The organism is Ligilactobacillus saerimneri DSM 16049, assembly GCF_000423265.1.
GTDB classification, from domain to species: domain Bacteria; phylum Bacillota; class Bacilli; order Lactobacillales; family Lactobacillaceae; genus Ligilactobacillus; species Ligilactobacillus saerimneri.
Window position 1 is genome coordinate 1 of sequence record NZ_AUHQ01000032.1, and the last position, 19746, is coordinate 19746.

Below are 19746 nucleotides of genomic sequence, written 5' to 3' on the forward strand. Positions count from 1 at the left end.
AATTGATTCAGATTAACTGGTATCTGAATTCACGGCCACTCAAATGTTTGAACTGGCGAACTCCAATTGAGATCTTTTTGCTTAATCTGCGTCATTAAATTTGTTCAAGTTATTTATTGCAATCTACCTTAATAAAAAAATACCACTGCTATTAACAGTGGCCGGTGTAATAAAAAAGTCCTACTTTTAATCTTGCATCTTTGCACTATGCGCAGCAACCACCTCAATCTTTATCCGGTCAGGATCTTCGGCAAACACCGCATAATGGTTGGGTCCTCCAGCAAAAGGAAAGCGATCATCATATAATAAAGGAACATGCCGGGCTCGCAACTGTTCCCGGATCTCATCAACTTGCTGCGCATCACTAGCAGTAAATGCTAGATGGTTGATTCCCACATGAATCCGGTTAAAACCGTATTGCAACTTACTATCATCTGTCTGTACAAACACGATATAAAACGAATCTTTGCGATACGAAAAACCCCTTGTCCATGCTTGATAAAGGACAAATCCCAGCTGAGGTAAGAGCCAGGAATAGAAACGCTGACTCTGTGCAAGGTTGCCAACGTAAATTTCAATATGATGCATACTCAGCCCTTCTTATAGCCAGTTTTCGGTATAAATATCTTCTTTAAACCCACAAGTAACATGGTCTCCTTCAACCATCAACGGCCGTTTGATGAGTTTGCCATCACTTGCTAATAGTTGAGCAGCTTCAGGAATAGTTAACGTAGCTATCCGATCTTTGAGGTGCAGTTCACGGTAACGTTGTCCTGAAGTATTGAAGAAATAACGTAATCCCCGCTCTTGGTTGGCTTGTATCCAGCGTTGTAAGTCTGCAGCCGCTGGAGGCGTTGCTACCAAATCAATTTTTTCAAACGTAACCTCATGGTCCCGGAGCCATTTTTCAGCCTTACGGCAAGTTGAACACCTGTTATAACAATAAAAAGTTGGCATGATATTCCCTCCTATTCTTCTTTTAGTATAGCATAGGAGTAATTTCCACCCTGATTCTTGTGGTTTTTGCATATAAGTTAAAGTAACAATCAACTTCTTATAAATAATCAATTTTTCCAACTAAAAAACTCCACTAGCACCTTTTTGGGTGCCAGTGGAGTACTGCTTTTTAATTTTTACATTAACGTCGCTGTGTCGTAAATGATTGTTGTTGGTCCATCATTCACCAGTTCAACATCCATTTCAGCTCCAAACACTCCCGTAGCAACGGTAAAGCCCTGGTCAGCTAGTTTACGATTAAACTCCTGGTAGTTAGCTTCCGCCTGAGCTGGAGCCTGGGCTTGGGTAAAGCTCGGCCGATTTCCTTTCTTCATATCAGCATACAAAGTAAACTGCGAAACAGATAATATTTGCCCGTTAACTTGGGCCAAATCAAGGTTCATCTTCCCGGCTTCATCTTCAAAGATCCGTACTTTACTAATTTTATGCACTAGGTAATCAATCTCACGGCTGCCATCGCCTTCAGTGAAACCAATTAGCAACATAAAGCCCCGATCAATCTTACCTACTACTTCATTATCGACTGTTACTTGTGCTCGCTTAACTTTTTGTACTACTACCCGCATAGTGTTGCCTCCTTTAGTTAATAGTTCGCCGAACTACGTAAACATCAGGTACCCGTTTGATACTGTCAATTACTCGTTCTAGTTGCGTATGGTTCTTAACCCCAATTTTAGCATCAATGATAGCTACTTTTGACTGCCCAATTTTACCATTAACAAAGTTTAGGTATTTAGTGGCATTATTAATTGCCTGCAAAACATCATTCAATAATCCTGGCCGGTTATAACCTTCAACCTGGATTTCGGCATCATAAAATGTCTTGGTATCCTTGACAATGTTCCATGAAACATCAATCAACCGTGTTCCTTCTTCAGCAGCTCGCTTAACATTAGGACAATCAACCCGGTGGACAGAAACACCCCGCCCCTTTGTAATATAGCCGACAATTTCATCGCCAGGAATAGGGTTGCAACAATGGCTTAAACGGACCAGCATATTGTCGATCCCTTGAATTAAGACATTATCGTTTGGTTTAGAGGCCTTGTCGTTCTTGTTTGGTTCACGACTAATTCCTTCGTCACTGGCCAAGAGATCCTTTTCTGCTTGCAACTGCCGCTCTTTTTCTGCTTGCCGCCGAATATTTTCAGTTAGTAGGTGGGCAATGGTAATTGGAGTATGCTCTCCAAAACCAATTGCTGCATAGAGATCATCGACATCTTTGAGGCGGTAACGCTTGAGCACCCGCCCGATATTTTCACTGTTTAAGATCTGTTTAGGAGCGAAACCTTTTTCTAACAATTCTTTGTTCAAGGCTTCTTTCCCTTTTTCAATGTTTTCTACCCGGTTACGGTGCCGGAAGAACTGTTTAATCTTATTTCGTGCCCGGGTCGTCCGTACAATCTTAGGCCAGTCACGACTAGGACCAGTCGAGTTGGCGGACGTCAAAATTTCAACAATATCCCCATTCTTAATCTGATAATTAAGGGGCACAATCTTCCCGTTGACTTTTGCGCCGACCGTATGGTTCCCAACCTCAGTGTGGACGGCATAGGCCATATCAAGGGGAACTGAGTTTTTAGGTAATTCAAAGACATCCCCCTTAGGTGTGAAGACATAGACACGGTCACTAAAGAGGTCCCCCTTAACACTTTCCATAAAGTCAGCTGCATCGGTTGATTCTTTTTGAAGTTCGATGATTTCTTTGAATAAGTTCAATTTGTCGCCACTGGTCGTTTGAGGTACCGCATCTTTGCGCCCTTCTTTGTATGCCCAGTGGGCAGCAATCCCGTATTCCGCTACCCGGTGCATTTCTTCCGTCCGAATTTGCACTTCAAGTGGCTTGCCTTTAGGGCCAATTACCGTTGTATGCAATGATTGATACATGTTAGCCTTAGGCATTGCGATGTAATCTTTAAAGCGGCCAGGCATCGGCTTCCACCGCGTATGGATAGCCCCCAAAACTGCATAACAGTCCTTAATTGATTTCACAATCACCCGGACAGCAAGGAGATCATAAATCTGACTGAACTGCTTGTGCTGGTCACGCATCTTACGGTAAATAGAATAAATGTGCTTTGGCCGCCCATAGATCTCACAGTTTAGTTTCAAACTTGTGATCGCAACTTCAATTTCGCCGATGGCTTCGTTAATATACTGCACCCGTTCTTCCCGCTTCGAATTCATCAAGTGGGCGATTCGATAATATTGTTGCGGATTAAGATAGCGCAAAGAAGTATCCTCTAGCTCCCACTTAATCGTACTAATCCCTAACCGGTCAGCTAACGGTGCATAAATTTCCAGTGTTTCATTAGCAATCCGCCGCTGCTTGTCAGGGCGTAAATGGGATAAAGTCCGCATATTATGCACTCGGTCGGCTAACTTAACAATAATGACTCGCAAGTCTTTGGCCATGGCTAGTAGTAACTTCCGGTGATTCTCAGCTAATTGTTCTTGGTGTGACTTGTAGCGAATCTTCCCCATCTTGGTAACACCGTCAACAATCACCATAACATCATGACCAAATAGTTCTTCAACATCGCCCAATACAATCGGTGTATCTTCAACCACATCGTGCAAAAAACCGGCACAAACCGTTGCAGGGTCCATTTTCAATTCTGCCAAGATCCCGGCAACTTGAATCGGGTGAACGATATATGGCTCCCCGGACTGACGCACCTGTTCTTTATGGACATACGCGGCAAAATCATAGGCCTTCTTGACTAGAGCAACATGCTCTTGATTCATGTACTTTGCAACCATATTGATAACATCATCAGCGGTCCAAACTGTCTCTTTCTCCATAATCAATCACCCCTTAAAAGTTGCACTAATCCTTTGTTACCCCATAAGCTAATAATGAAAAGATAATATAGGGAATCACAAAATAAACAGCATAGGATTCAAAGAACAAACGGAAACTCAGCATGTAAATAACCGGAAAGAAGATCAAGAAGAATACCGTATGCTCTGCTTTTCCGGCGATCAATCCTGATAGGACTGCATATACCGAATTAATCCCAAACAAGAGCCACCCAATCTTGGTAACTTCATCACAATCAAGCGTAACTGCAATGATTGGCAACACCATTGAGAAAAATAGGGCAAATGCTAGATACCATACCGTTTTTAATGAAAATAACTGTCTAATTTGCATAAAATAAGCCTCTTTAATCTAGTTAATTAATCTAATTTTACCGTAGTCACTTTTGCTTAGTCAACGCTTGCCAACTCGAGTTGGTAAGAACATGCGCCCAGAAAATATAGGGGAGCAGTTTCTGCCCGCAAGATCCGCGGCCCCAGCCCGCAAATCGCAAAACCATGGGATTTTAAAAGGTCAATTTCTTCTGGCGCAATTCCCCCTTCAGGACCAAAGACGGCAATTAAACGGGCCGCAGAATTACTGGTGACTAGGTTCGTTAGCGCTTGTGCGAGAACACTTTTTTCACCAGTCTTTCCTGCTTCTTCATACGCTACCAAACGGCAATCATAATTACCATCGGCCACTGCTGCTAAATTTTCCCGGTACTCAACTGTTGGAACCACATTCCGATGTGATTGTTCAGCGGCACTGGTTGCCTTTTTTTGCAAGCGTTCCAGTTTTTTAGCAACTTTTTGCTTGTTCCATTTGCCGATCGCATACTGACTAGGGAAAAAGATGAAGCTCGTTGCCCCCATCTCCGTTCCCTTTTCCACGATAAGCTCCGTCTTTTTGTCGTTTTTAGGTAGACCGCAGGCGATTGTTATTGCTACTGGTAATTCAGCATTCTGGTCTAATTGCTCAACCACCTTAACCTGCGCTGTCTTTTTCTCAATTTGTGTCACTGTTACGATACTCACCGTTTGGTGGATATCAACAAGCTCAAATTGATCCCCTACTTGTTTTCGTAAAACAACAATCGCATGCTGGTAAAGCTCAGCCGGCAAAGTCAATTCCATTCCCAAATTTAATTCTTGATCAATAAAGTAGTGTTGCATTCTTCTCCTCCTGATGTGTCCTTTGGGGCATTCTATAAGTAACTAGCCTTAACTAATTAAGTGTGTTATGAGCAACCAGTGCTAACCACTTGCCATCAGTTATTTTTTCTGCAACTTGAAAGCCAGCTGCGTTTAGGGCCGTCACTATTTCATTCTCTTTTTCCATTATAATCCCTGAAAGAATTAACTTACCTGTCGGACGTAGATTTTTGTGTACTTGGGGAATCAAAGGCAACAAGAACTCAGGCAAGATATTTGCCACAACGATATCAGCCTGAAGATCTAGACCATGCACCAGGTCACGTTTTTCTAAAACAATATCATCCGTCATACCATTCAAAGCAAAGTTGGTCGCAGCCGCTGCCAATGCTTCATCAGCCACATCGCTCGCAACAATTTGTTGTGCTCCTAAATACCGCGCAGCGATACTCAAAATTCCAGACCCAGTCCCGACGTCAATAACTGTTTCCCCTCCAAGCATTGTTGCTTCCAAAGCATGCAATGTCAGGCGTGTTGTTGGGTGATCACCTGTCCCAAAGGAACGACCCGGATCTAAAACAATCAACTGTTCATCAGGATGTTGGGGTTCGTATTCAATCCACTGGGGCACAATGGTCAAATAGCGCGTTACCCGAATCGGCTGATAGTATTCCTTCCATTTATCCCGCCACGTATCGGTCCCAATGTTAGTCAAGAACACCTGCCCTGGTTCGGGGTTGATCCCATATTCTTTTAAGCCGTGCACTTTTTCTTTAAGCTTGGGAAGCAATTCATTTAGTGGTGAATCAGCCGTAAAGTACGTAATAACGCGAACCGCCTGTGGATCTTGATCATCAATTTGTACCCCACCAGCACCTTCTTCCATTAGAATATTGCTAACCGCTTCAATTGCTTCATTGCTAGTTACGATTACTAATTCGTTCCAATCCATATCTATCCCGCCAATCTGATAATTTCTCAAGTAGATTTATTATATAATATCTCTGCCTGCTAGCGCAGGCAAAGCATGGTAAAATTAATATATCAAACATCTAAGGAGTGGTTTTGGTGACAAAATACAAAGTAATTCTTGACCTAGATACTGGAATTGACGATGCAATGGCATTAGCATATTCATTAACCTTACCGAACTGTGACCTGATCGGGGTTCTAAGTTCATATGGTAACGTAGTTAGTGATTTAAGTGCCAATAACAGTTTGAAACTGTTGGACTTACTCCACCATCCTGAAGTTCCCGTCTATAAGGGAGCAGAACATGCTCTTAACCAGCCGAACTTTACCGTTCTCCCTGTTAGTGCCCACATTCATGGGACTAACGGAGTTGGGGAAGTTACCCTTCCTGAAACTGATCGGACGGTAGCAGCTACCAGTGCCGTCGACTTTATCATTGCGGCCGCTCACCAATACCAAGACCATTTAATCGTGATCCCGACCGGTCCGCTTACTAACCTTGCCCAGGCTTTCCAAAAAGACCCCCAAATCAGCCACCTGATCGGAAAAGTCGTCTTCATGGGGGGCGCCCTGACCGTTCCAGGAAATGTCTCCCCAGCTGCTGAAGCCAACATTGCCCAGGACCCTGAAGCTGCTAATATTGTACTACGTGGTGGCTTTAACATTACCATGGTCGGCTTGGATGTCACTTTACGGACTGTCCTGACCAAAAAAGAAACCGCTCATTGGCGGAGCCTGGGAACAACCGCTGGCCAACTTTATGCTAATATTGTCGATTACTATATCGATGTATATGGCGAAACCAGTCCACACCTGCACGGTTGTGCCCTTCACGATCCTTTGGCAGTTGGAATTGCCGCTGACCCAAGTCTAGCCCAAACAATAGCTCTTGATATGAAGGTTGACCTCACTGATGCCTTCCGGGGCCGTACCATCGGCAATGAAGAACGGCTCAAAGAACCAACTACCACTGCTGTCTGCGTGAATGTGGATGTTGACCGGTTTACTACTACTTTTATGGCGCATATGAATGAGTTGCTACAAGAAAGCGGGGAGTAACGTGCTCAACTATATTGGTTTAGGATTGTACGCCTTATGGCTCATCCTTTTGCTCTTGAAATATCGTGCGCACCAAGATGAACAATACTCCTTTGGCCGAATATTGTTCGGTAACCTTTTGTGGTATCGCAATGTCCGGAACTTGATCTTGTTGACAGCTGTCAGTTTGATGTGCTTCACAACCCCCATTGTGTGGCTCTATCGAATTGGAATAGGCACGACTATTTTCATCAGCTTACTGGCGTTATTAAATATCTTTAAAAAGCGGGGTTATCTATGGGAGAATAGCTTATTCTTAGGCGGTAATGTCCTCGGAAGCTTCCTTTTGTTTTATATTTATTCCAAACTATAAATATTTCACTAGCAAAAAAGGGCCGGGAGTTTTTTCTCCCCGCCCTTTTTTGCTGTTGCCTAGTTCAACAACTTATTTAACTTCCAAAATCTTAACCGTCATGTCGCCACCAGGAGTACTAATAGTAACTTCTTCCCCTAGTTTGCGGCCTAATAAGCCCTTAGCAATTGGTGACTCATTTGAAATCTTACCTTCAAATGGATCAGCTTCTGCTTCACCAACAAATGTATATGTTTCTGGTTCTTCGTCCGGCAATTCTTGGAAAGTAACCGTCTTGCCTAAGGAAATTTCATCAGCGGCTACCTTTTCACTATCGATTACGATCGCATGTCGAATCATATTTTCAAGCTCTTTGATATGGCCTTCAACAAAGGCTTGTTCATCCTTAGCTGATTCATACTCAGAGTTTTCGGATAAGTCCCCGAAGGACCGAGCAATCTTGATCCGTTCGATAACTTCTTCCCGTTTGGTTGTTTTGTATTCTTCTAATTCAGCTTCGAGTTTCTTTTTCCCTTCAGCTGTCATTTGGAATTCTTTTTGGTCTGCCATTTTTCCACCTCATCACTTAATTATCCACGCTCAAAATGAGCACTGAATCCATTGTTATATTGTAGCATACCCAAAACGATTTAGCGTAGCGTTACTTGTTAGCTGCTGCTAGTTTCTCTGTGATCTTTTGATGCTCAGCATATGTCTTGGAGAAATAAACCTTTCCCGTTTTCATATTAGCAACAAAGTACAAATATTTCTTATCCCGATCAACCGGGTTAAGGACAGCTTTGACAGCCCGCAAACTTGGATTGTCAATTGGTCCCGGACCATAGCCCTTATTAGTATATAAGTTATATGGTGAGCTGACCTTCAAATCCTTATAAGTAATATTCTTTTTAGTTGTCTTTAGCGCATATTGGATTGCCACGTCTGACTGGAGGGGCATACCGGCGTCAATCCGGTTCAAAAAGACCCCTGCAACCCGTTCATTATCTTGCTTACCAGCTCCACCTTCCCGTTCAACGAGGGCTGCTAATGATAGTAACTCTTGAACCGTGAGCTTCTTATCTTTGATTTGCTGGTAGTATGGTGCTAAAACTTCATTAGTTTTAGCAACCATTTGGGTAATCAAATCATTGAGCGTTGTTTTTTTAGTAACAGCATAGGTTGCTGGATATAAATACCCCTCTAACACATACCGTACGTCTTTGGCTTTGACTGCTGATCCCAACAAGTCAGGGTATTGTTGGGCTAACTGGTCAATCAACCCTTTATTGGTTACCGCAGCTATAAACTCTTTTTGAGTGAACTTAGTATTAGTAGCAACAACTTCCGCAATACTATCAATGTTAGCCCCTTCGCGTACCAACACTTTATTCCCATTCAGGGGGTGGTTAGCACCACCCTGTTGTAATTTTCGGGTAATTTGGTCAAGTGTCATTGCTGGAGTGAATTCATAGTAACCCGCTTTCAGGTTGCTCTTGTTATTCCGCCGGAGATAGTAATTGAAGGCCATACCACTACGGATGACTTTCTTGGAAGCTAAAATTTTACCGATTTGCTTACTAGTACTCCCGTTAGGGATCTTGACTTCAATCCGCGTATGAGAACTTGTATTAACAGGTTTCATCGCTGTCTTGAGATACTGAAAACTCCCTACCACTGCTAAAGCAACAACTACAACAACCACAATTACACCGCCTAAAAGGCGACGCGAACGCTTGGGTTTAGGGCCTTGATCTAATCCTTGCAAGGTATCCCTCCTAAATATTATTAATTTAACCGTACCTACCGAATTGTCGCATTCAGCTCAGTCTGCAGACTGTTGACAACCTTGTCAAATGCTTGGTTAACTTCATCTTCAACCAGGGTACTTGTCTGACTGCGGTAAGTCAATTGGTATGCCATCGACTTAAAGCCTAATTTAATATTTTCACCTTGGTAAACATCAAACAGGTTGACACTTTCGAGATATGCACCACCATTACGTTTAATCGTATCAATGATCATGGCATTAGTTACCTCTTCACTCACTAACAGTGCAATATCCCGCGTAACTGCTGGATACTTAGGCACTGGTTGGTAAACTTCTGCACTCTTTGGTGCAGCAATGATCTTGTCGAGATCCAGTTCAAAGACATAAGTCTTCTTCAATCGGTATTCTTTCGTGATGTTAGGATGAACTTCACCTACGAAACCAACTAATTCACCTGCGACTGAGATCGTAGCGGTCCGTCCGGGATGCATCTCTGGATAAGCTTGGCTAGCTTGGTAAACAACATCTTCTTTAATTCCTAGTTTAGCTAACAGGTGTTCAACAATGCCTTTAGCTAAATAGAAGTCCACTGGTTGTTTAGCAGCATGCCAGCTGTTGGCCCGGAAGAGTCCTGTCATAGCTCCTGCAATGTGTTCAATTTCCCGCGGACGGTCCTGGCCTTCATCCCTAAAGAAAACACGGCCTTGTTCATACAAGGCAACATCATTATTCTTCCGCGCCACATTGTATGCCAAGTCATCTAACAAACCACTCACTAAGTTCATCCGGGCCGTTGTCCGTTCCGAATTCAGAGGCAATTGAACTTGGGTAGTCAATCCAGTGTCAAAAGTAAAGCGTTGGGCCTTTTCTGCACTAGTTAAACTGTACGAAACAGCCTGTGTCAAACCTGCAGCTTCTAAAACAGCGTTAGCATTACGAATCATCCGTTGTTCGTAAGTGTAGTGCCCAGGAGTTGCTTCACTTACCGGAAGGGTTGTAGGGAGTTGGTCATAGCCATAGAGGCGGGCTACTTCTTCAACTAGATCAGCAGCGATACTGATGTCCCAGCGCCGTTTTGGCACAGCAACAGTGAAGTTTCCGTCTGTCACCTGATATGTGAAACCTAAACGTTCAAAAATCGCTCCTACTTCGCTATCACTTAATTCTGTTCCCAAAACATCGTTAATATGCTGCCGCGAAATTTCAACATCTGTTGGTTGTTTGTCAGTATGATCCTGACCCACAGTTCCTGCCAGCACACGGCCTTGACCTAACTGAGCAATCATGGCTGCTGCTGCATCTAAGGCAGCGGCAACTACTTCAACGTTGATCCCCCGTTCAAACCGAACGGCTGCATCCGTGTGCAAATCTTCTCGCCGCGAAGTTTTGCGAATCATATGCGGATTGAACACAGCAGCTTCCAGAGCAACCGTTGCAGTTGTTGCTGTCACTTCACTATCCAAGCCACCCATTACCCCAGCTAAGGCAATTGGCTTAGTACCGTTAGTCACAACAATATCATTAGCATGCAGGGTCCGTTCCTTGCCATCCAGGGTTGTAAACTTCTCTGCTTCGTTGGCCCGCCGGACCAGGATTTGCTGACTTCCTAATTGATCATAGTCAAAGGCGTGCAGCGGTTGCCCATAGTCCATTAGAATATAGTTGGTCACGTCAACAACATTATTGATCGGTCTGATCCCCATGTTCCAGAGGCGTTTTTGTAACCACATTGGACTCTCTTGCACTTTGACATCCTTGATGATCCGCATCATATATGCAGGAGCTAAATCATCCTCACTGGCAACTGTGATCATATCTGCTGCCTTTTCCTTGTCTTCATGCAGATCAACGGCTGGGAAACTAACTTCCTTGCCATAGATTGCAGCCACTTCGTGTGCTACGCCCCGCATACTCATCAGGTCAGCCCGGTTCGGCGTTAAATCCAAATCAAGCACTGTGTCATCCATACCTAAGTATTCATAGACAGGTTCACCTGGTACGGCATCAGTTGGGAGAACATAGATCCCATCAGCATACTTTTGCGGAACAACACTATCAGCAAAGCCAATTTCTTGGAGAGAGCAAATCATCCCTTCAGAAACGACCCCCCGCATCTTGCCTTTTTTAATCTTAATATTGCCTGCGATACGTGAGTTCTTCAACGCAACAATAACTTTTTGACCCACAGCAATATTAGGGGCCCCACAAACGATTTGTAATGGTTCAGATTCACCAACATCAACTTTGCAGACGTGGAGGTGGTCTGAATCAGGGTGCATTTCCATTGCTAAGACATGGCCAACTACAATTTTCTTTAAGCCATCTTGGAGCCGCACAACACTATCAACCTCAACCGCAGTTAATTCGATCTTATTACTCAGTGCTGTTGGTTCAATTTCAGCAATTGTTGGCACATATTCGTTGAGCCATTTGGTAGATACTTTCATTCTTTCTCCCTATCCTTTCTGTGCAAATTGTTTCAAGAAACGAACATCGTTCAAATAGAATTGGCGAATATCGTCAACACCGTACTTGAGCATAGCAAACCGATCTGGCCCCAAGCCAAAGGCAAAGCCACCATAGACTTCAGGATCAACACCAGCCATCTTCAAAACATTAGGATGGACCATCCCAGCTCCTAGAACTTCGATCCACCCAGTTTGCTTGCAAACAGCGCAGCCTGCGCCCCCACATTTGAAGCAGGAAACATCCACTTCACATGAAGGTTCAGTAAATGGGAAGTAGCTAGGCCGTAACCGAATCTTGCGTTCAGCCCCAAAGACCGTTTGGGCCACAAGGGCGAGGGTCCCCTTGAGGTCAGCCATTGTAATGTGCTTGTCAATCACTAACCCTTCCACTTGGTGGAATTGATGGGAGTGGGTTGCATCATCGTTATCACGCCGGTATACCTTCCCTGGAGAGATCATCTTTAATGGACCTTTAGTAAAGTCATGCTTTTCCATCGTCCGCGCTTGAACAGGTGAAGTTTGGGTCCGCATCAGGATGTTAGGTGTGATGTAGAAAGTATCTTGCATATCCCGCGCAGGGTGATCCTTAGGTAAGTTCAACATTTCGAAGTTATAATGGTCTTCTTCGATTTCAGGACCATCAACTACTTGGAAGCCCATCCCTAAGAATAATTCCTCAATCTGGGTAATCACTTGCGTAATGATATGCGGATTGCCCTCTGTTACCTGGGTCCCCGGTAAAGTCACATCAATGGCTTCGTTAGCCAGTTTTTGCTGGAGTAAAGCCGCTTCTAATTCCTTAGTTTTGGCATCGATTGCCTTGGTCAACTCATCCCGAAGGATGTTCGCCATTTTCCCGACTTGGGGTCTTTCTTCTGGAGCCAAGTCCTTCATCCCCCGCAAAACATTAGTAATCGGACCCTTTTTCCCCAATAAACTAACTTTGATCTTTTTAACAGCGTCCATTCCTTCCGCTGCTTTGATTTCTTTGAGACCATTATGTTTTAATTCTGCTAATTTAGCCTGCAAATCCATCTGCCTCATCCTTTCATTGCTACTATTACCTGCTTAAACAAAAAAGCCTCATCCCCCATAAAGGGACGAGACTTCGCGGTACCACCCTAATTTCACCATAAATAAACATGGTGACTCTTAGTAAGTGATAACGACCATTCGGCCGCATGACTTTTCGGTATGCCCTCCCAGCCATGTGCTCAAGAAATGAACTTCAGTTATCAGTTGCAAGGATCTTTACAGTCCCGATCCCTCCCTGAGTACAACTTGCTAACCTACTTTTTTCCGTCTAAGCATCAACTATTATAGTTAAAGTCTAAACTGTGACCGTTACCTTAGTCAAGCTTTTATTGGCAATCTTCCGCTGTGTACCACTTATTGGACCAATTATGAACTTCCTTCATAATGGTACTCAAGTCTTCACCTTGTTCAGTGAGTTTATATAAGAGCCGACAACTATTTTCTTCAGCTACTCGCTCAACCAAACCTTCATTTTCTAATTCTTTGAGCCGTTCAACCAATACGCGGTCACTACAACGATCAACTGTTGCAGCAATATCCTTGAAACGTTGTGGTCCTTCAGCTAATAAATCTTCAATGATTAATCCATTCCATTTCTTGCCCAAAATGCTAAATGTTTTTTCAAATTTAGGACACAATGTGAATGGCTTCTTAGTTGTAGTTTCCATACCTCGTCACCTTCGTATCTATATTACTTAAATAAAAAAATCACAGACCAGTTAAGTCTGTGATTTCCATTAACTAGCCTAATTAGATATTACACTATTTACTTACTTTTGCAAAGTTAAAAGCGTAATGTAATTTGCTGCTAGTTTTTTGCTTGAGATGCATTAAGTATTCACTGGTAGCCGAATACTTGTCTACCAATGAAACAATGTAGCCTTCACTATACTTTGGTGGACACAAAGTAGCCCCAAACATGTGCTTCATAATAATGTCTTTTTCTTTAGGAGTTAACTGCGTTAACTTTTCGGCATTGCGTACTGCAATGCGAGGATGGATCCAGGCATGTGTGCCCCGGTCAAACTTGGTTGTTCGCCAATCATAATAAAACAAATCATGCAACAAACCTGCCCGCGCTGTCGCCCGTGCATCAAGATTCATCTTTTTAGCGAGTTTGTAACTAACATACGAAACGGTAATACAGTGTTCTAGGCGCGTTGAAAAATGATGTTGGGTATAATTTGCCAACTTCTGTACTGCAGGTGCTGCTAACAAATCGGCCACATACCCCATATACTCAGTATCATTACGCCAATCTTTTAAACCCATTTATATTTTTACCTCGCTTTAATTTGCTAACCTAATCATACTTTATTATTGGCAAAAAACAATTGTTTTGCTGGAAATTTTACCGCTTCCAAACCAATTTAATGTTTTTTTAAAGAATTTCACAAACCGAGGTATTACAAGCTTGTTTAAAAGGCATCTAATAGTGACGCTATTTTAAAACTAGTATTAGCCTTTGATCCAGATCGTGCATAAAAGCGCATCATCCAAAACGTAACGAACTGTTCCCTGGGCCTTCTTTTTAAATTTATCATACAAGCGCCCAGCACTATAACTCTCGCCCCGAACAGTATACGGACTGTTAGCAACATAACCGATCTTTCCCAAACCAGGTAACTCAACCTGAATGGCCTCACGGTCGTGTTCGTTTTCCTTGTCTTTAACTAAGCTAACTGTCATTCCTGCTTCAATAAAACTTTGACCATAATAGTGCCGCGTACCAGTGACGGTAAAATAAACTTTTTTCATTGTTTGTTCCTCCTTCATTTACTTTCCATCTAAATTATAGCGAAGCACTTGTACTAAAAAACGGACTCGGAAACCCGAGCCCGTTAGCTTAACATTTATATTGGGCTGCCAACCGCATAACTTCCGTTTGCATGCGGGCAACAACCTTTTTAGGACTGACAATTTTAACTCCATCACCAAGGGCCATAATCCAGCCTAAAAACTGATTACTGATAACAACTTTGACAGTTGTCTTGAAATGATCTTCGTCAACTGGTGTGATAACAATATCTTTACCAAAACGATCAATGATAATCCCAGCAAATTCATTTCTAGCTACCAGGCCCACCGTTGTCGTTTCCCCACCAAACATTCCAAATAAACTCTTAGTGTACTGTGCCATGTCAAACTGGTTAAAGGCCTTCCGACCGGACCGTGCCTGTCCAGTAGTAACCACGTCCAACATCTTATCCACGCGGAAATGTTTGATCTTTTGGTCGATATCATCATATGCAACTAAATAATAGTTTTCATCATCCCATACCAACGCCCAAGGACTAACGTAGTAATATTCCCCACCATGACGCAATTCCATCTCTTTTTGGATATTCCATTGGAAATAGTGAAATTTTATTTGTTCATTAGCACCAATCGCTTCATGAATTTTGTCGACATTATAATAAATTGTTTCGTTGATCGTTTTTACCCGTCCAGCGATTACCACTTGTCGTTGCAGTTTTTTACCTTCATACTTGCTAACTAGACTCTCCAGCTTTTTGATCAATCGTTGTGACTTTTTGTCAGTGATAAACTTGGCAGCTTGAACCGAGTCTACCAACAATTTTAATTCAGGCAATTCAAAGTCCCGTTCCCCCAAGTGGTAGTAAAAGTTCCGTCCTTGTTTATCTTTGATAATATCTAAGCCAAATTCCCGTAATTCTTCAAAATCGCGGTACAAAGTCTTACGATCAGCATTGACTCCCTTTGCACTCAGTTTAGTAATTATCTCAGCAACCGTTAGTCCGTGACTGTCATCAGTATCTTGCATAAAGATCTGCATTAAATATAGCATCTTTAACTTCTGATGTTCTCCTTTACGCGCCTTACCCATTACATAACCTCCCAACGCTCAACACTTCAATCAATAATTTTAATTATACCACAAAAGAAAGCGGATCCACGAACTCACTCATCCGTTCGCGATCCGCCTCTCTTAATCGTTTAAATTACTTAACCATACTAGAGTCATAACCATTATGAGCCAGCTCTTTATAGAGGATATAACTCCTTAAAACGCTCTTCAATCGCAGCTGGGGAAAATCCTAATTCAACTAAACCAAACTTAATTAGAATATGCCAAGCATGAAGAAAAGCTGCTTCTTGGTGCTTAAAATAGCAATTTAGCAATTGCTGTTCTAAAATCAAAAAAACTGTATTAATTGATGGTGCTTGCCACTTTTCTTGCATAGCCTGTAACTCTTTATCCGACAAAAGCATCTTATAGAGCCACTGCCGGTCACTCCCAATTTCTAAAAAGTAACGCAAGACCGCACAGTAAGCATCGAGCTTTTCAGCTTGCGATCCCCGATAAGCCTTGGCTAAATCGCCTAAAGCAGCAGTAATACCTACATAAAGAATCCCGGCTTTCTCTTTCTCAGTCATCCGTTGTACGGGTAAAAAGCTTGGAAAACGGTTATGCCGTGCATGACTTGCCATTTTTACAAAATTCATCTATCTCACCTAAAAATACAAATTATCAGCCCGAATTTCTAAACTGTTGCGGTTCTCTAAGTACCAGTCATGTAAGAAATCATACTTGAATAAAACATCAAAGAAAGAAACTTCGTTGTTAGGGTCAGCTACGGCGATTACCCACCGACCATCACGAGCAAACAACGACAACTGCACATCTTCTGCCAGATCCAAAATTGCTTCCCCATGAGGACCGGATATCAGCATATAGTTAACAGCAGCGGCTTTGATAAACAAACGATCCAGGGCTTGTTGGGGAACACCGGGGTCACTGATCGGATATAAAGCATTGTTGACTGGGTCCAATAGGTTAAAATCAACATCAAACCCATAATCCTTCTTTAGGTACCACCCAATATTTAAGAACTGTTCCTGGAACATTTGAATAACGTTCCGATCGAAACGTTCCCCATAATCCAAAACAAGCAAGTTTGTTAAATCATGACTGTTGAAACGCAGGATTCGTTGGCGTAGGTCCAAATAGAACAGCACATTACCAGTGTTTACTTCTGTATAATATGCCCCGTATTTATTTTCTTCGGTTACCTTAAAGACGAAATACCCCGCTGTATTAACGCCAGGATATTCATGGTAAAGTTCCTTATTGTGGTCGCTCGAATTCAAGATAATGCTGCTTTCTTGGTGTAACTCTAACAAGCGCTCTAAAAAGAGTAAGTAGTAGTCAGCCCGACTATACTGTTGGGGGAAAACCAAGTATGCATCATCTAATTCAAACTCTGCCAAACGCAAAGTAGCCGTCAATAATTCTTCACTATCGTTAGTAGCAATCAAAGTATCTAAAACAGCGGTAAAATCGAGCCCCTTGTTGAGGCTGTTTCTCAACTGCTTACTGTAAGCCATCAAGCGACCCGTGGTACTCAATGAACTAGCTGCTTTTTTAGCATCTGCCGGCTGCTCATCTTCTGTTTGGGCATGAGGATAGAAAGTCTGTGTTTCGTATTTCTCAGTCATATTAGTCACCTACCTGTCCTGTGGCGATCAAACTGGTGATATAATCCCGGTACAAAGCATCGTTCTTTTCTTCAAAACCATCAAAAGTTCCGAATTTAGCAACAATACTCTGCATTTCATAACTAATCAAAGTATCTTCTTTAGACAAAGCGAGGATCTTCTTTTCATTATCTTTAATGGTTTGATAAGAATGGTTGGCCTGTTCGTCTAAATCAGTCAAATGAGCAAGTTCAGCCATTAGCTCTTCTTTGTGCTCTTTTTGCTTAGCAACTTCCCATGGCATAACCCGTTCTTCAGCTAACTGCTTTATTTCCTGACGAATAGCAGCTTTACGCTGGTCGCGTTCAGCTTGACCATCAATTAGGTCTTGGAGATGATCATTGGTTTGGGAGAGCGCATCAATCTCATCACTATTCAAGCGTTTATTCTGTTTCTCTAGTTCAAATGCTCGCTCTAATTTGGAATACTCACTGGCATCAAAGTTGAAGCCAACATTGATTACGTCTAAACTTCCAAACCGTCTTCTTCCCCACCAATTTCCAAAGTAAAAATCAAACTGGCCTAAGCCTGTCTGTTCAAAATAGAAGAATGGGTAGACTTGATTGAGATAAGCGATCAAACGTTTACTCAAGAATTCTGCAATCCAATTATGGACGTCAGTAACTAAAGCTTCATTACTGTCGTCGCTTTCACTATGCTTTGCCTTCAAAACCTTTTGGGCATAACGCTCATTATCGATCAACTGAAAAACTAAGCGGTCATCGCCCCCTTGAATTGCTTCACTTAAAGTCTGCAAATAACTCATCTTATCCGCTAATGAGCTCAATAGGTCATTGGTTGCTGCTTCATGGTTACCTGTTCTCATTATTTTTTCTGGATTCGCATTAACCATTGTGGATCCCCTCTGTTCTCTATCTAAAATCATCAATCTATCACTTCTATGGTACTAGTTATCCTGTGTCTTTTCAACGTTAGTTACTGTTTTAGTGGGAAAGATAGACACGTTTATGGTCCTTAACCCCTGCCAATACAAAGCGGGCATGATCTGCAGTAGTATCCAGTTTCCGATCTGTTCCGTCAACTACAGCTTCTGTAAACATTTTTTCATAAGTTGTGATGGTCACTTCTCGGCGGTGGTTTAATAATTGCTGGTGCTCTTGTTTCTGTAACCACTTGCGAAAACCAGGTTGAACTGTCACGGAATAAAACTCTCCCACGGCCCCTGAGCCATAACTATACAATCCTAAACGATCACCGGCCTGCAACTGCGAACTATTTTCCAGAAGTGATAGTAGGCTCAAATACAGGGAACCAGTATATAAATTCCCCACTTGTTTGTTATATTGCCGCGACACTTCAAACATTTCCATAAAGTATTCAGCCTTTTGAGAGGCATGTGCTGCTAGTAAAGCTTGCATTCCCTTCTTTCCTTGTTTGGTAAAGGGAAGGTGGAAGGTAAAACCAGCAAAATCATCTAACTGATATCCATTTTGAGCTTGATAATCCTGGAAGGTCTTATTCAGCAGATCGAGGTAGATATTGGTCGAATAGTGTCCATCAACGAGGGCTGTATCATTGCCCAAAGGACGCCAAAAGTCCATCACATTTTCACTATAAAAAGCACTATCAGCATCAAAAGCTACTAACCGCGGTTCAGCACTCATTAGAATTGCTACTGCTCCCCCTCCTTGTGTTGGTTCTCCTTTTGTCTGGAGACCATAACGCGCAATGTCTGAAGCGATAACCAACACTTTTTCTGTTGGGTGGAGACTGATGTAGCCCCGGGCTAATTGCAACGCAGCTGTCGCACTGTAACATGCTTGCTTAACCTCTAAAGTACGAATGTTCTTCTTTAGACCTAATAAATCTGCAACATAGATGGCTCCAGCTTTAGAATTATCAATTCCTGATTCAGTGGCTAAAATTACAAAGGAAATTTGTTCCCGGTCGCTATCGTCAAGCACCCCTGCCGCAGCATTAGCAGCTAAAGTCACCGCATCCTGTGTCGGGGGAACAGCCGCCATTTTTTCTTGCCCTAAACCAATCAAATACTTATTAGGATCTTCCCCCCGCGCCTGCGCCAATTTCGCCATATCAATATAAAATTCGGAAGTATAAAAGCCCAACTTATCAATACCTATTTTCATCATCAATCTCCTCATCCATTTAGTTTCTGAAAATCATTTCTGTTGCTATTAGTTTTAAAAACTACACCCGTCAACCCGATAATTATTATCCCACTATTCTTTGCTTATCCGGGCAGTCCACTAGGATGTTGGCAATATTTCCATCTTCGTCTTCTTCAAATATCCATTTAACAATTTAAAAAGAAATGTATATTATTTACCACCGCTGATTGTAAAATCAAATTGAACACTGTTCCGATCTAGTAAGTGAAAATCGTTTTTACTGGATCAGAGCACAAAAAATCCATTTCAACCTTCTGGTAGAATATGAATTACCACAAAACATTTCTAGAGAGGTTAAAATGGATCATTCATATTCTAACACTAAACCACACCAAAAGGGAAAGCACCTTTCAAAGGATGATCGAATTACAATTCAAGTGATGCATTCTATTGGCTGCTCAAACCGTGCCATTGCTAGAGAGCTTAACTGCTCGCCAAGTACAATCGGATATGAGCTCAAAAGAGGCACCGTATCCCTTTATACTGGCA

22 protein-coding genes, 1 pseudogene and 1 other annotated feature are annotated in these 19746 nt (G+C 42.4%); of the genes and pseudogenes, 4 read left to right on the forward strand and 19 right to left on the reverse strand.

From position 1 onward, the window contains the following. Nucleotides 1-98 (forward strand): annotated as a pseudogene (locus tag G541_RS10410) (IS30 family transposase); the annotation flags it as partial. An 88-nt stretch (nucleotides 99-186) separates the two neighbouring features. Here the strand turns inward: G541_RS10410 and G541_RS0107165 are convergent. From G541_RS0107165 to prmA, 7 genes are all read right to left on the reverse strand, one after another. Continuing rightward, the gene (locus tag G541_RS0107165; protein ID WP_027826991.1) at nucleotides 187-588 is read right to left on the reverse strand and encodes a VOC family protein; all 402 of its coding nucleotides are present in this window, start codon (nucleotides 586-588) and stop codon (nucleotides 187-189) included. 12 nt (nucleotides 589-600) lie between these two features. Beyond that, entirely contained in the window at nucleotides 601-957 is a 357-nt protein-coding gene (locus G541_RS0107170; protein WP_009554298.1) for an arsenate reductase family protein, read from the reverse strand. A gap of 176 nt (nucleotides 958-1133) precedes the next feature. Continuing rightward, on the reverse strand, nucleotides 1134-1583 hold the full coding sequence (gene dtd, locus G541_RS0107175; RefSeq protein WP_027826992.1) for a D-aminoacyl-tRNA deacylase: 450 nt from the start codon (nucleotides 1581-1583) through the stop codon (nucleotides 1134-1136). A 13-nt stretch (nucleotides 1584-1596) separates the two neighbouring features. Continuing rightward, entirely contained in the window at nucleotides 1597-3822 is a 2226-nt protein-coding gene (locus G541_RS0107180) for a RelA/SpoT family protein (RefSeq protein ID WP_027826993.1), read from the reverse strand. 25 nt (nucleotides 3823-3847) lie between these two features. Then, a complete protein-coding gene (locus tag G541_RS0107185; protein WP_027826994.1) occupies nucleotides 3848-4174 on the reverse strand; it encodes a hypothetical protein in 327 nt (108 codons plus the stop codon). A 56-nt stretch (nucleotides 4175-4230) separates the two neighbouring features. Continuing rightward, nucleotides 4231-4995 carry a 16S rRNA (uracil(1498)-N(3))-methyltransferase gene (locus tag G541_RS0107190; protein ID WP_027826995.1) on the reverse strand — a complete coding sequence of 255 codons (765 nt, stop codon included), beginning with the start codon at nucleotides 4993-4995 and terminating at the stop codon, nucleotides 4231-4233. Nucleotides 4996-5047: 52 nt separating this feature from the next. Beyond that, nucleotides 5048-5926 carry a 50S ribosomal protein L11 methyltransferase gene (gene prmA, locus G541_RS0107195; RefSeq protein WP_027826996.1) on the reverse strand — a complete coding sequence of 293 codons (879 nt, stop codon included), beginning with the start codon at nucleotides 5924-5926 and terminating at the stop codon, nucleotides 5048-5050. A gap of 116 nt (nucleotides 5927-6042) precedes the next feature. On the opposite strand from prmA, the gene G541_RS0107200 reads away from it, so the two are divergent. Continuing rightward, on the forward strand, nucleotides 6043-7005 hold the full coding sequence (locus G541_RS0107200) for a nucleoside hydrolase (RefSeq protein ID WP_027826997.1): 963 nt from the start codon (nucleotides 6043-6045) through the stop codon (nucleotides 7003-7005). Beyond that, nucleotides 6977-7357, forward strand: a complete 381-nt coding sequence (locus tag G541_RS10030; protein ID WP_155824536.1) for a hypothetical protein — start codon at nucleotides 6977-6979, stop codon at nucleotides 7355-7357. Before G541_RS0107200 ends, G541_RS10030 begins: the two co-directional genes overlap by 29 nt. 72 nt (nucleotides 7358-7429) lie before the next feature. Here G541_RS10030 and greA read toward each other — a convergent pair whose 3' ends face one another. The 12 genes from greA to G541_RS0107265 all read right to left on the reverse strand — a co-directional run bounded on the left by greA (nucleotide 7430) and on the right by G541_RS0107265 (nucleotide 19215). Then, nucleotides 7430-7906, reverse strand: a complete 477-nt coding sequence (gene greA / locus G541_RS0107210; protein ID WP_027826998.1) for a transcription elongation factor GreA — start codon at nucleotides 7904-7906, stop codon at nucleotides 7430-7432. Between the two features lie 91 nt (nucleotides 7907-7997). After that, nucleotides 7998-9101, reverse strand: coding sequence for an endolytic transglycosylase MltG (gene mltG / locus G541_RS0107215; protein ID WP_027826999.1), 1104 nt, complete (start codon nucleotides 9099-9101; stop codon nucleotides 7998-8000). Between the two features lie 35 nt (nucleotides 9102-9136). Then, nucleotides 9137-11551 carry a phenylalanine--tRNA ligase subunit beta gene (gene pheT, locus G541_RS0107220; RefSeq protein WP_027827000.1) on the reverse strand — a complete coding sequence of 805 codons (2415 nt, stop codon included), beginning with the start codon at nucleotides 11549-11551 and terminating at the stop codon, nucleotides 9137-9139. A 9-nt stretch (nucleotides 11552-11560) separates the two neighbouring features. After that, nucleotides 11561-12607, reverse strand: a complete 1047-nt coding sequence (gene pheS, locus G541_RS0107225) for a phenylalanine--tRNA ligase subunit alpha (RefSeq protein WP_027827001.1) — start codon at nucleotides 12605-12607, stop codon at nucleotides 11561-11563. A gap of 58 nt (nucleotides 12608-12665) precedes the next feature. After that, nucleotides 12666-12887: a binding site (T-box leader), on the reverse strand. A gap of 46 nt (nucleotides 12888-12933) precedes the next feature. Beyond that, the gene (locus tag G541_RS0107230; RefSeq protein WP_009554275.1) at nucleotides 12934-13275 is read right to left on the reverse strand and encodes a winged helix-turn-helix transcriptional regulator; all 342 of its coding nucleotides are present in this window, start codon (nucleotides 13273-13275) and stop codon (nucleotides 12934-12936) included. 94 nt (nucleotides 13276-13369) lie between these two features. Next, a complete protein-coding gene (locus tag G541_RS0107235) occupies nucleotides 13370-13879 on the reverse strand; it encodes an HD domain-containing protein (protein ID WP_009554274.1) in 510 nt (169 codons plus the stop codon). Between the two features lie 186 nt (nucleotides 13880-14065). After that, the gene (locus tag G541_RS0107240; protein WP_009554272.1) at nucleotides 14066-14365 is read right to left on the reverse strand and encodes an HIRAN domain-containing protein; all 300 of its coding nucleotides are present in this window, start codon (nucleotides 14363-14365) and stop codon (nucleotides 14066-14068) included. 88 nt (nucleotides 14366-14453) lie between these two features. Beyond that, nucleotides 14454-15455, reverse strand: coding sequence for a helix-turn-helix transcriptional regulator (locus G541_RS0107245; RefSeq protein ID WP_009554271.1), 1002 nt, complete (start codon nucleotides 15453-15455; stop codon nucleotides 14454-14456). Nucleotides 15456-15613: 158 nt separating this feature from the next. Then, nucleotides 15614-16075: a hypothetical protein gene (locus G541_RS0107250; RefSeq protein WP_009554269.1), complete on the reverse strand. Its 462-nt coding sequence runs from the start codon at nucleotides 16073-16075 to the stop codon at nucleotides 15614-15616. A 9-nt stretch (nucleotides 16076-16084) separates the two neighbouring features. Beyond that, nucleotides 16085-17068, reverse strand: coding sequence for a hypothetical protein (locus G541_RS0107255; protein ID WP_009554267.1), 984 nt, complete (start codon nucleotides 17066-17068; stop codon nucleotides 16085-16087). Between the two features lies 1 nt (nucleotide 17069). Next, the gene (locus G541_RS0107260) at nucleotides 17070-17960 is read right to left on the reverse strand and encodes a hypothetical protein (RefSeq protein ID WP_027827002.1); all 891 of its coding nucleotides are present in this window, start codon (nucleotides 17958-17960) and stop codon (nucleotides 17070-17072) included. 91 nt (nucleotides 17961-18051) lie between these two features. After that, a complete protein-coding gene (locus G541_RS0107265) occupies nucleotides 18052-19215 on the reverse strand; it encodes a hydroxymethylglutaryl-CoA synthase (protein ID WP_027827003.1) in 1164 nt (387 codons plus the stop codon). Between the two features lie 341 nt (nucleotides 19216-19556). On the opposite strand from G541_RS0107265, the gene G541_RS10240 reads away from it, so the two are divergent. Next, nucleotides 19557-19746 (forward strand): helix-turn-helix domain-containing protein (locus tag G541_RS10240; protein WP_155824538.1); only part of this gene is annotated, 190 nt, incomplete at its 3' end.

Bases quoted from the DNA above. Each gene is read 5' to 3' on its own strand.
- G541_RS0107165 (WP_027826991.1), bottom strand. From the start codon at position 588: ATGCATCATATTGAAATTTACGTTGGCAACCTTGCACAGAGTCAGCGT.
- G541_RS0107170 (WP_009554298.1), bottom strand. From the start codon at position 957: ATGCCAACTTTTTATTGTTATAACAGGTGTTCAACTTGCCGTAAGGCT.
- dtd (WP_027826992.1), bottom strand. From the start codon at position 1,583: ATGCGGGTAGTAGTACAAAAAGTTAAGCGAGCACAAGTAACAGTCGAT.
- G541_RS0107180 (WP_027826993.1), bottom strand. From the start codon at position 3,822: ATGGAGAAAGAGACAGTTTGGACCGCTGATGATGTTATCAATATGGTT.
- G541_RS0107185 (WP_027826994.1), bottom strand. From the start codon at position 4,174: ATGCAAATTAGACAGTTATTTTCATTAAAAACGGTATGGTATCTAGCA.
- G541_RS0107190 (WP_027826995.1), bottom strand. From the start codon at position 4,995: ATGCAACACTACTTTATTGATCAAGAATTAAATTTGGGAATGGAATTG.
- prmA (WP_027826996.1), bottom strand. From the start codon at position 5,926: ATGGATTGGAACGAATTAGTAATCGTAACTAGCAATGAAGCAATTGAA.
- G541_RS10030 (WP_155824536.1), top strand. From the start codon at position 6,977: ATGAGTTGCTACAAGAAAGCGGGGAGTAACGTGCTCAACTATATTGGT.
- greA (WP_027826998.1), bottom strand. From the start codon at position 7,906: ATGGCAGACCAAAAAGAATTCCAAATGACAGCTGAAGGGAAAAAGAAA.
- pheT (WP_027827000.1), bottom strand. From the start codon at position 11,551: ATGAAAGTATCTACCAAATGGCTCAACGAATATGTGCCAACAATTGCT.
- pheS (WP_027827001.1), bottom strand. From the start codon at position 12,607: ATGGATTTGCAGGCTAAATTAGCAGAATTAAAACATAATGGTCTCAAA.
- G541_RS0107230 (WP_009554275.1), bottom strand. From the start codon at position 13,275: ATGGAAACTACAACTAAGAAGCCATTCACATTGTGTCCTAAATTTGAA.
- G541_RS0107235 (WP_009554274.1), bottom strand. From the start codon at position 13,879: ATGGGTTTAAAAGATTGGCGTAATGATACTGAGTATATGGGGTATGTG.
- G541_RS0107240 (WP_009554272.1), bottom strand. From the start codon at position 14,365: ATGAAAAAAGTTTATTTTACCGTCACTGGTACGCGGCACTATTATGGT.
- G541_RS0107245 (WP_009554271.1), bottom strand. From the start codon at position 15,455: ATGGGTAAGGCGCGTAAAGGAGAACATCAGAAGTTAAAGATGCTATAT.
- G541_RS0107250 (WP_009554269.1), bottom strand. From the start codon at position 16,075: ATGAATTTTGTAAAAATGGCAAGTCATGCACGGCATAACCGTTTTCCA.
- G541_RS0107255 (WP_009554267.1), bottom strand. From the start codon at position 17,068: ATGACTGAGAAATACGAAACACAGACTTTCTATCCTCATGCCCAAACA.
- G541_RS0107260 (WP_027827002.1), bottom strand. From the start codon at position 17,960: ATGGTTAATGCGAATCCAGAAAAAATAATGAGAACAGGTAACCATGAA.
- G541_RS0107265 (WP_027827003.1), bottom strand. From the start codon at position 19,215: ATGAAAATAGGTATTGATAAGTTGGGCTTTTATACTTCCGAATTTTAT.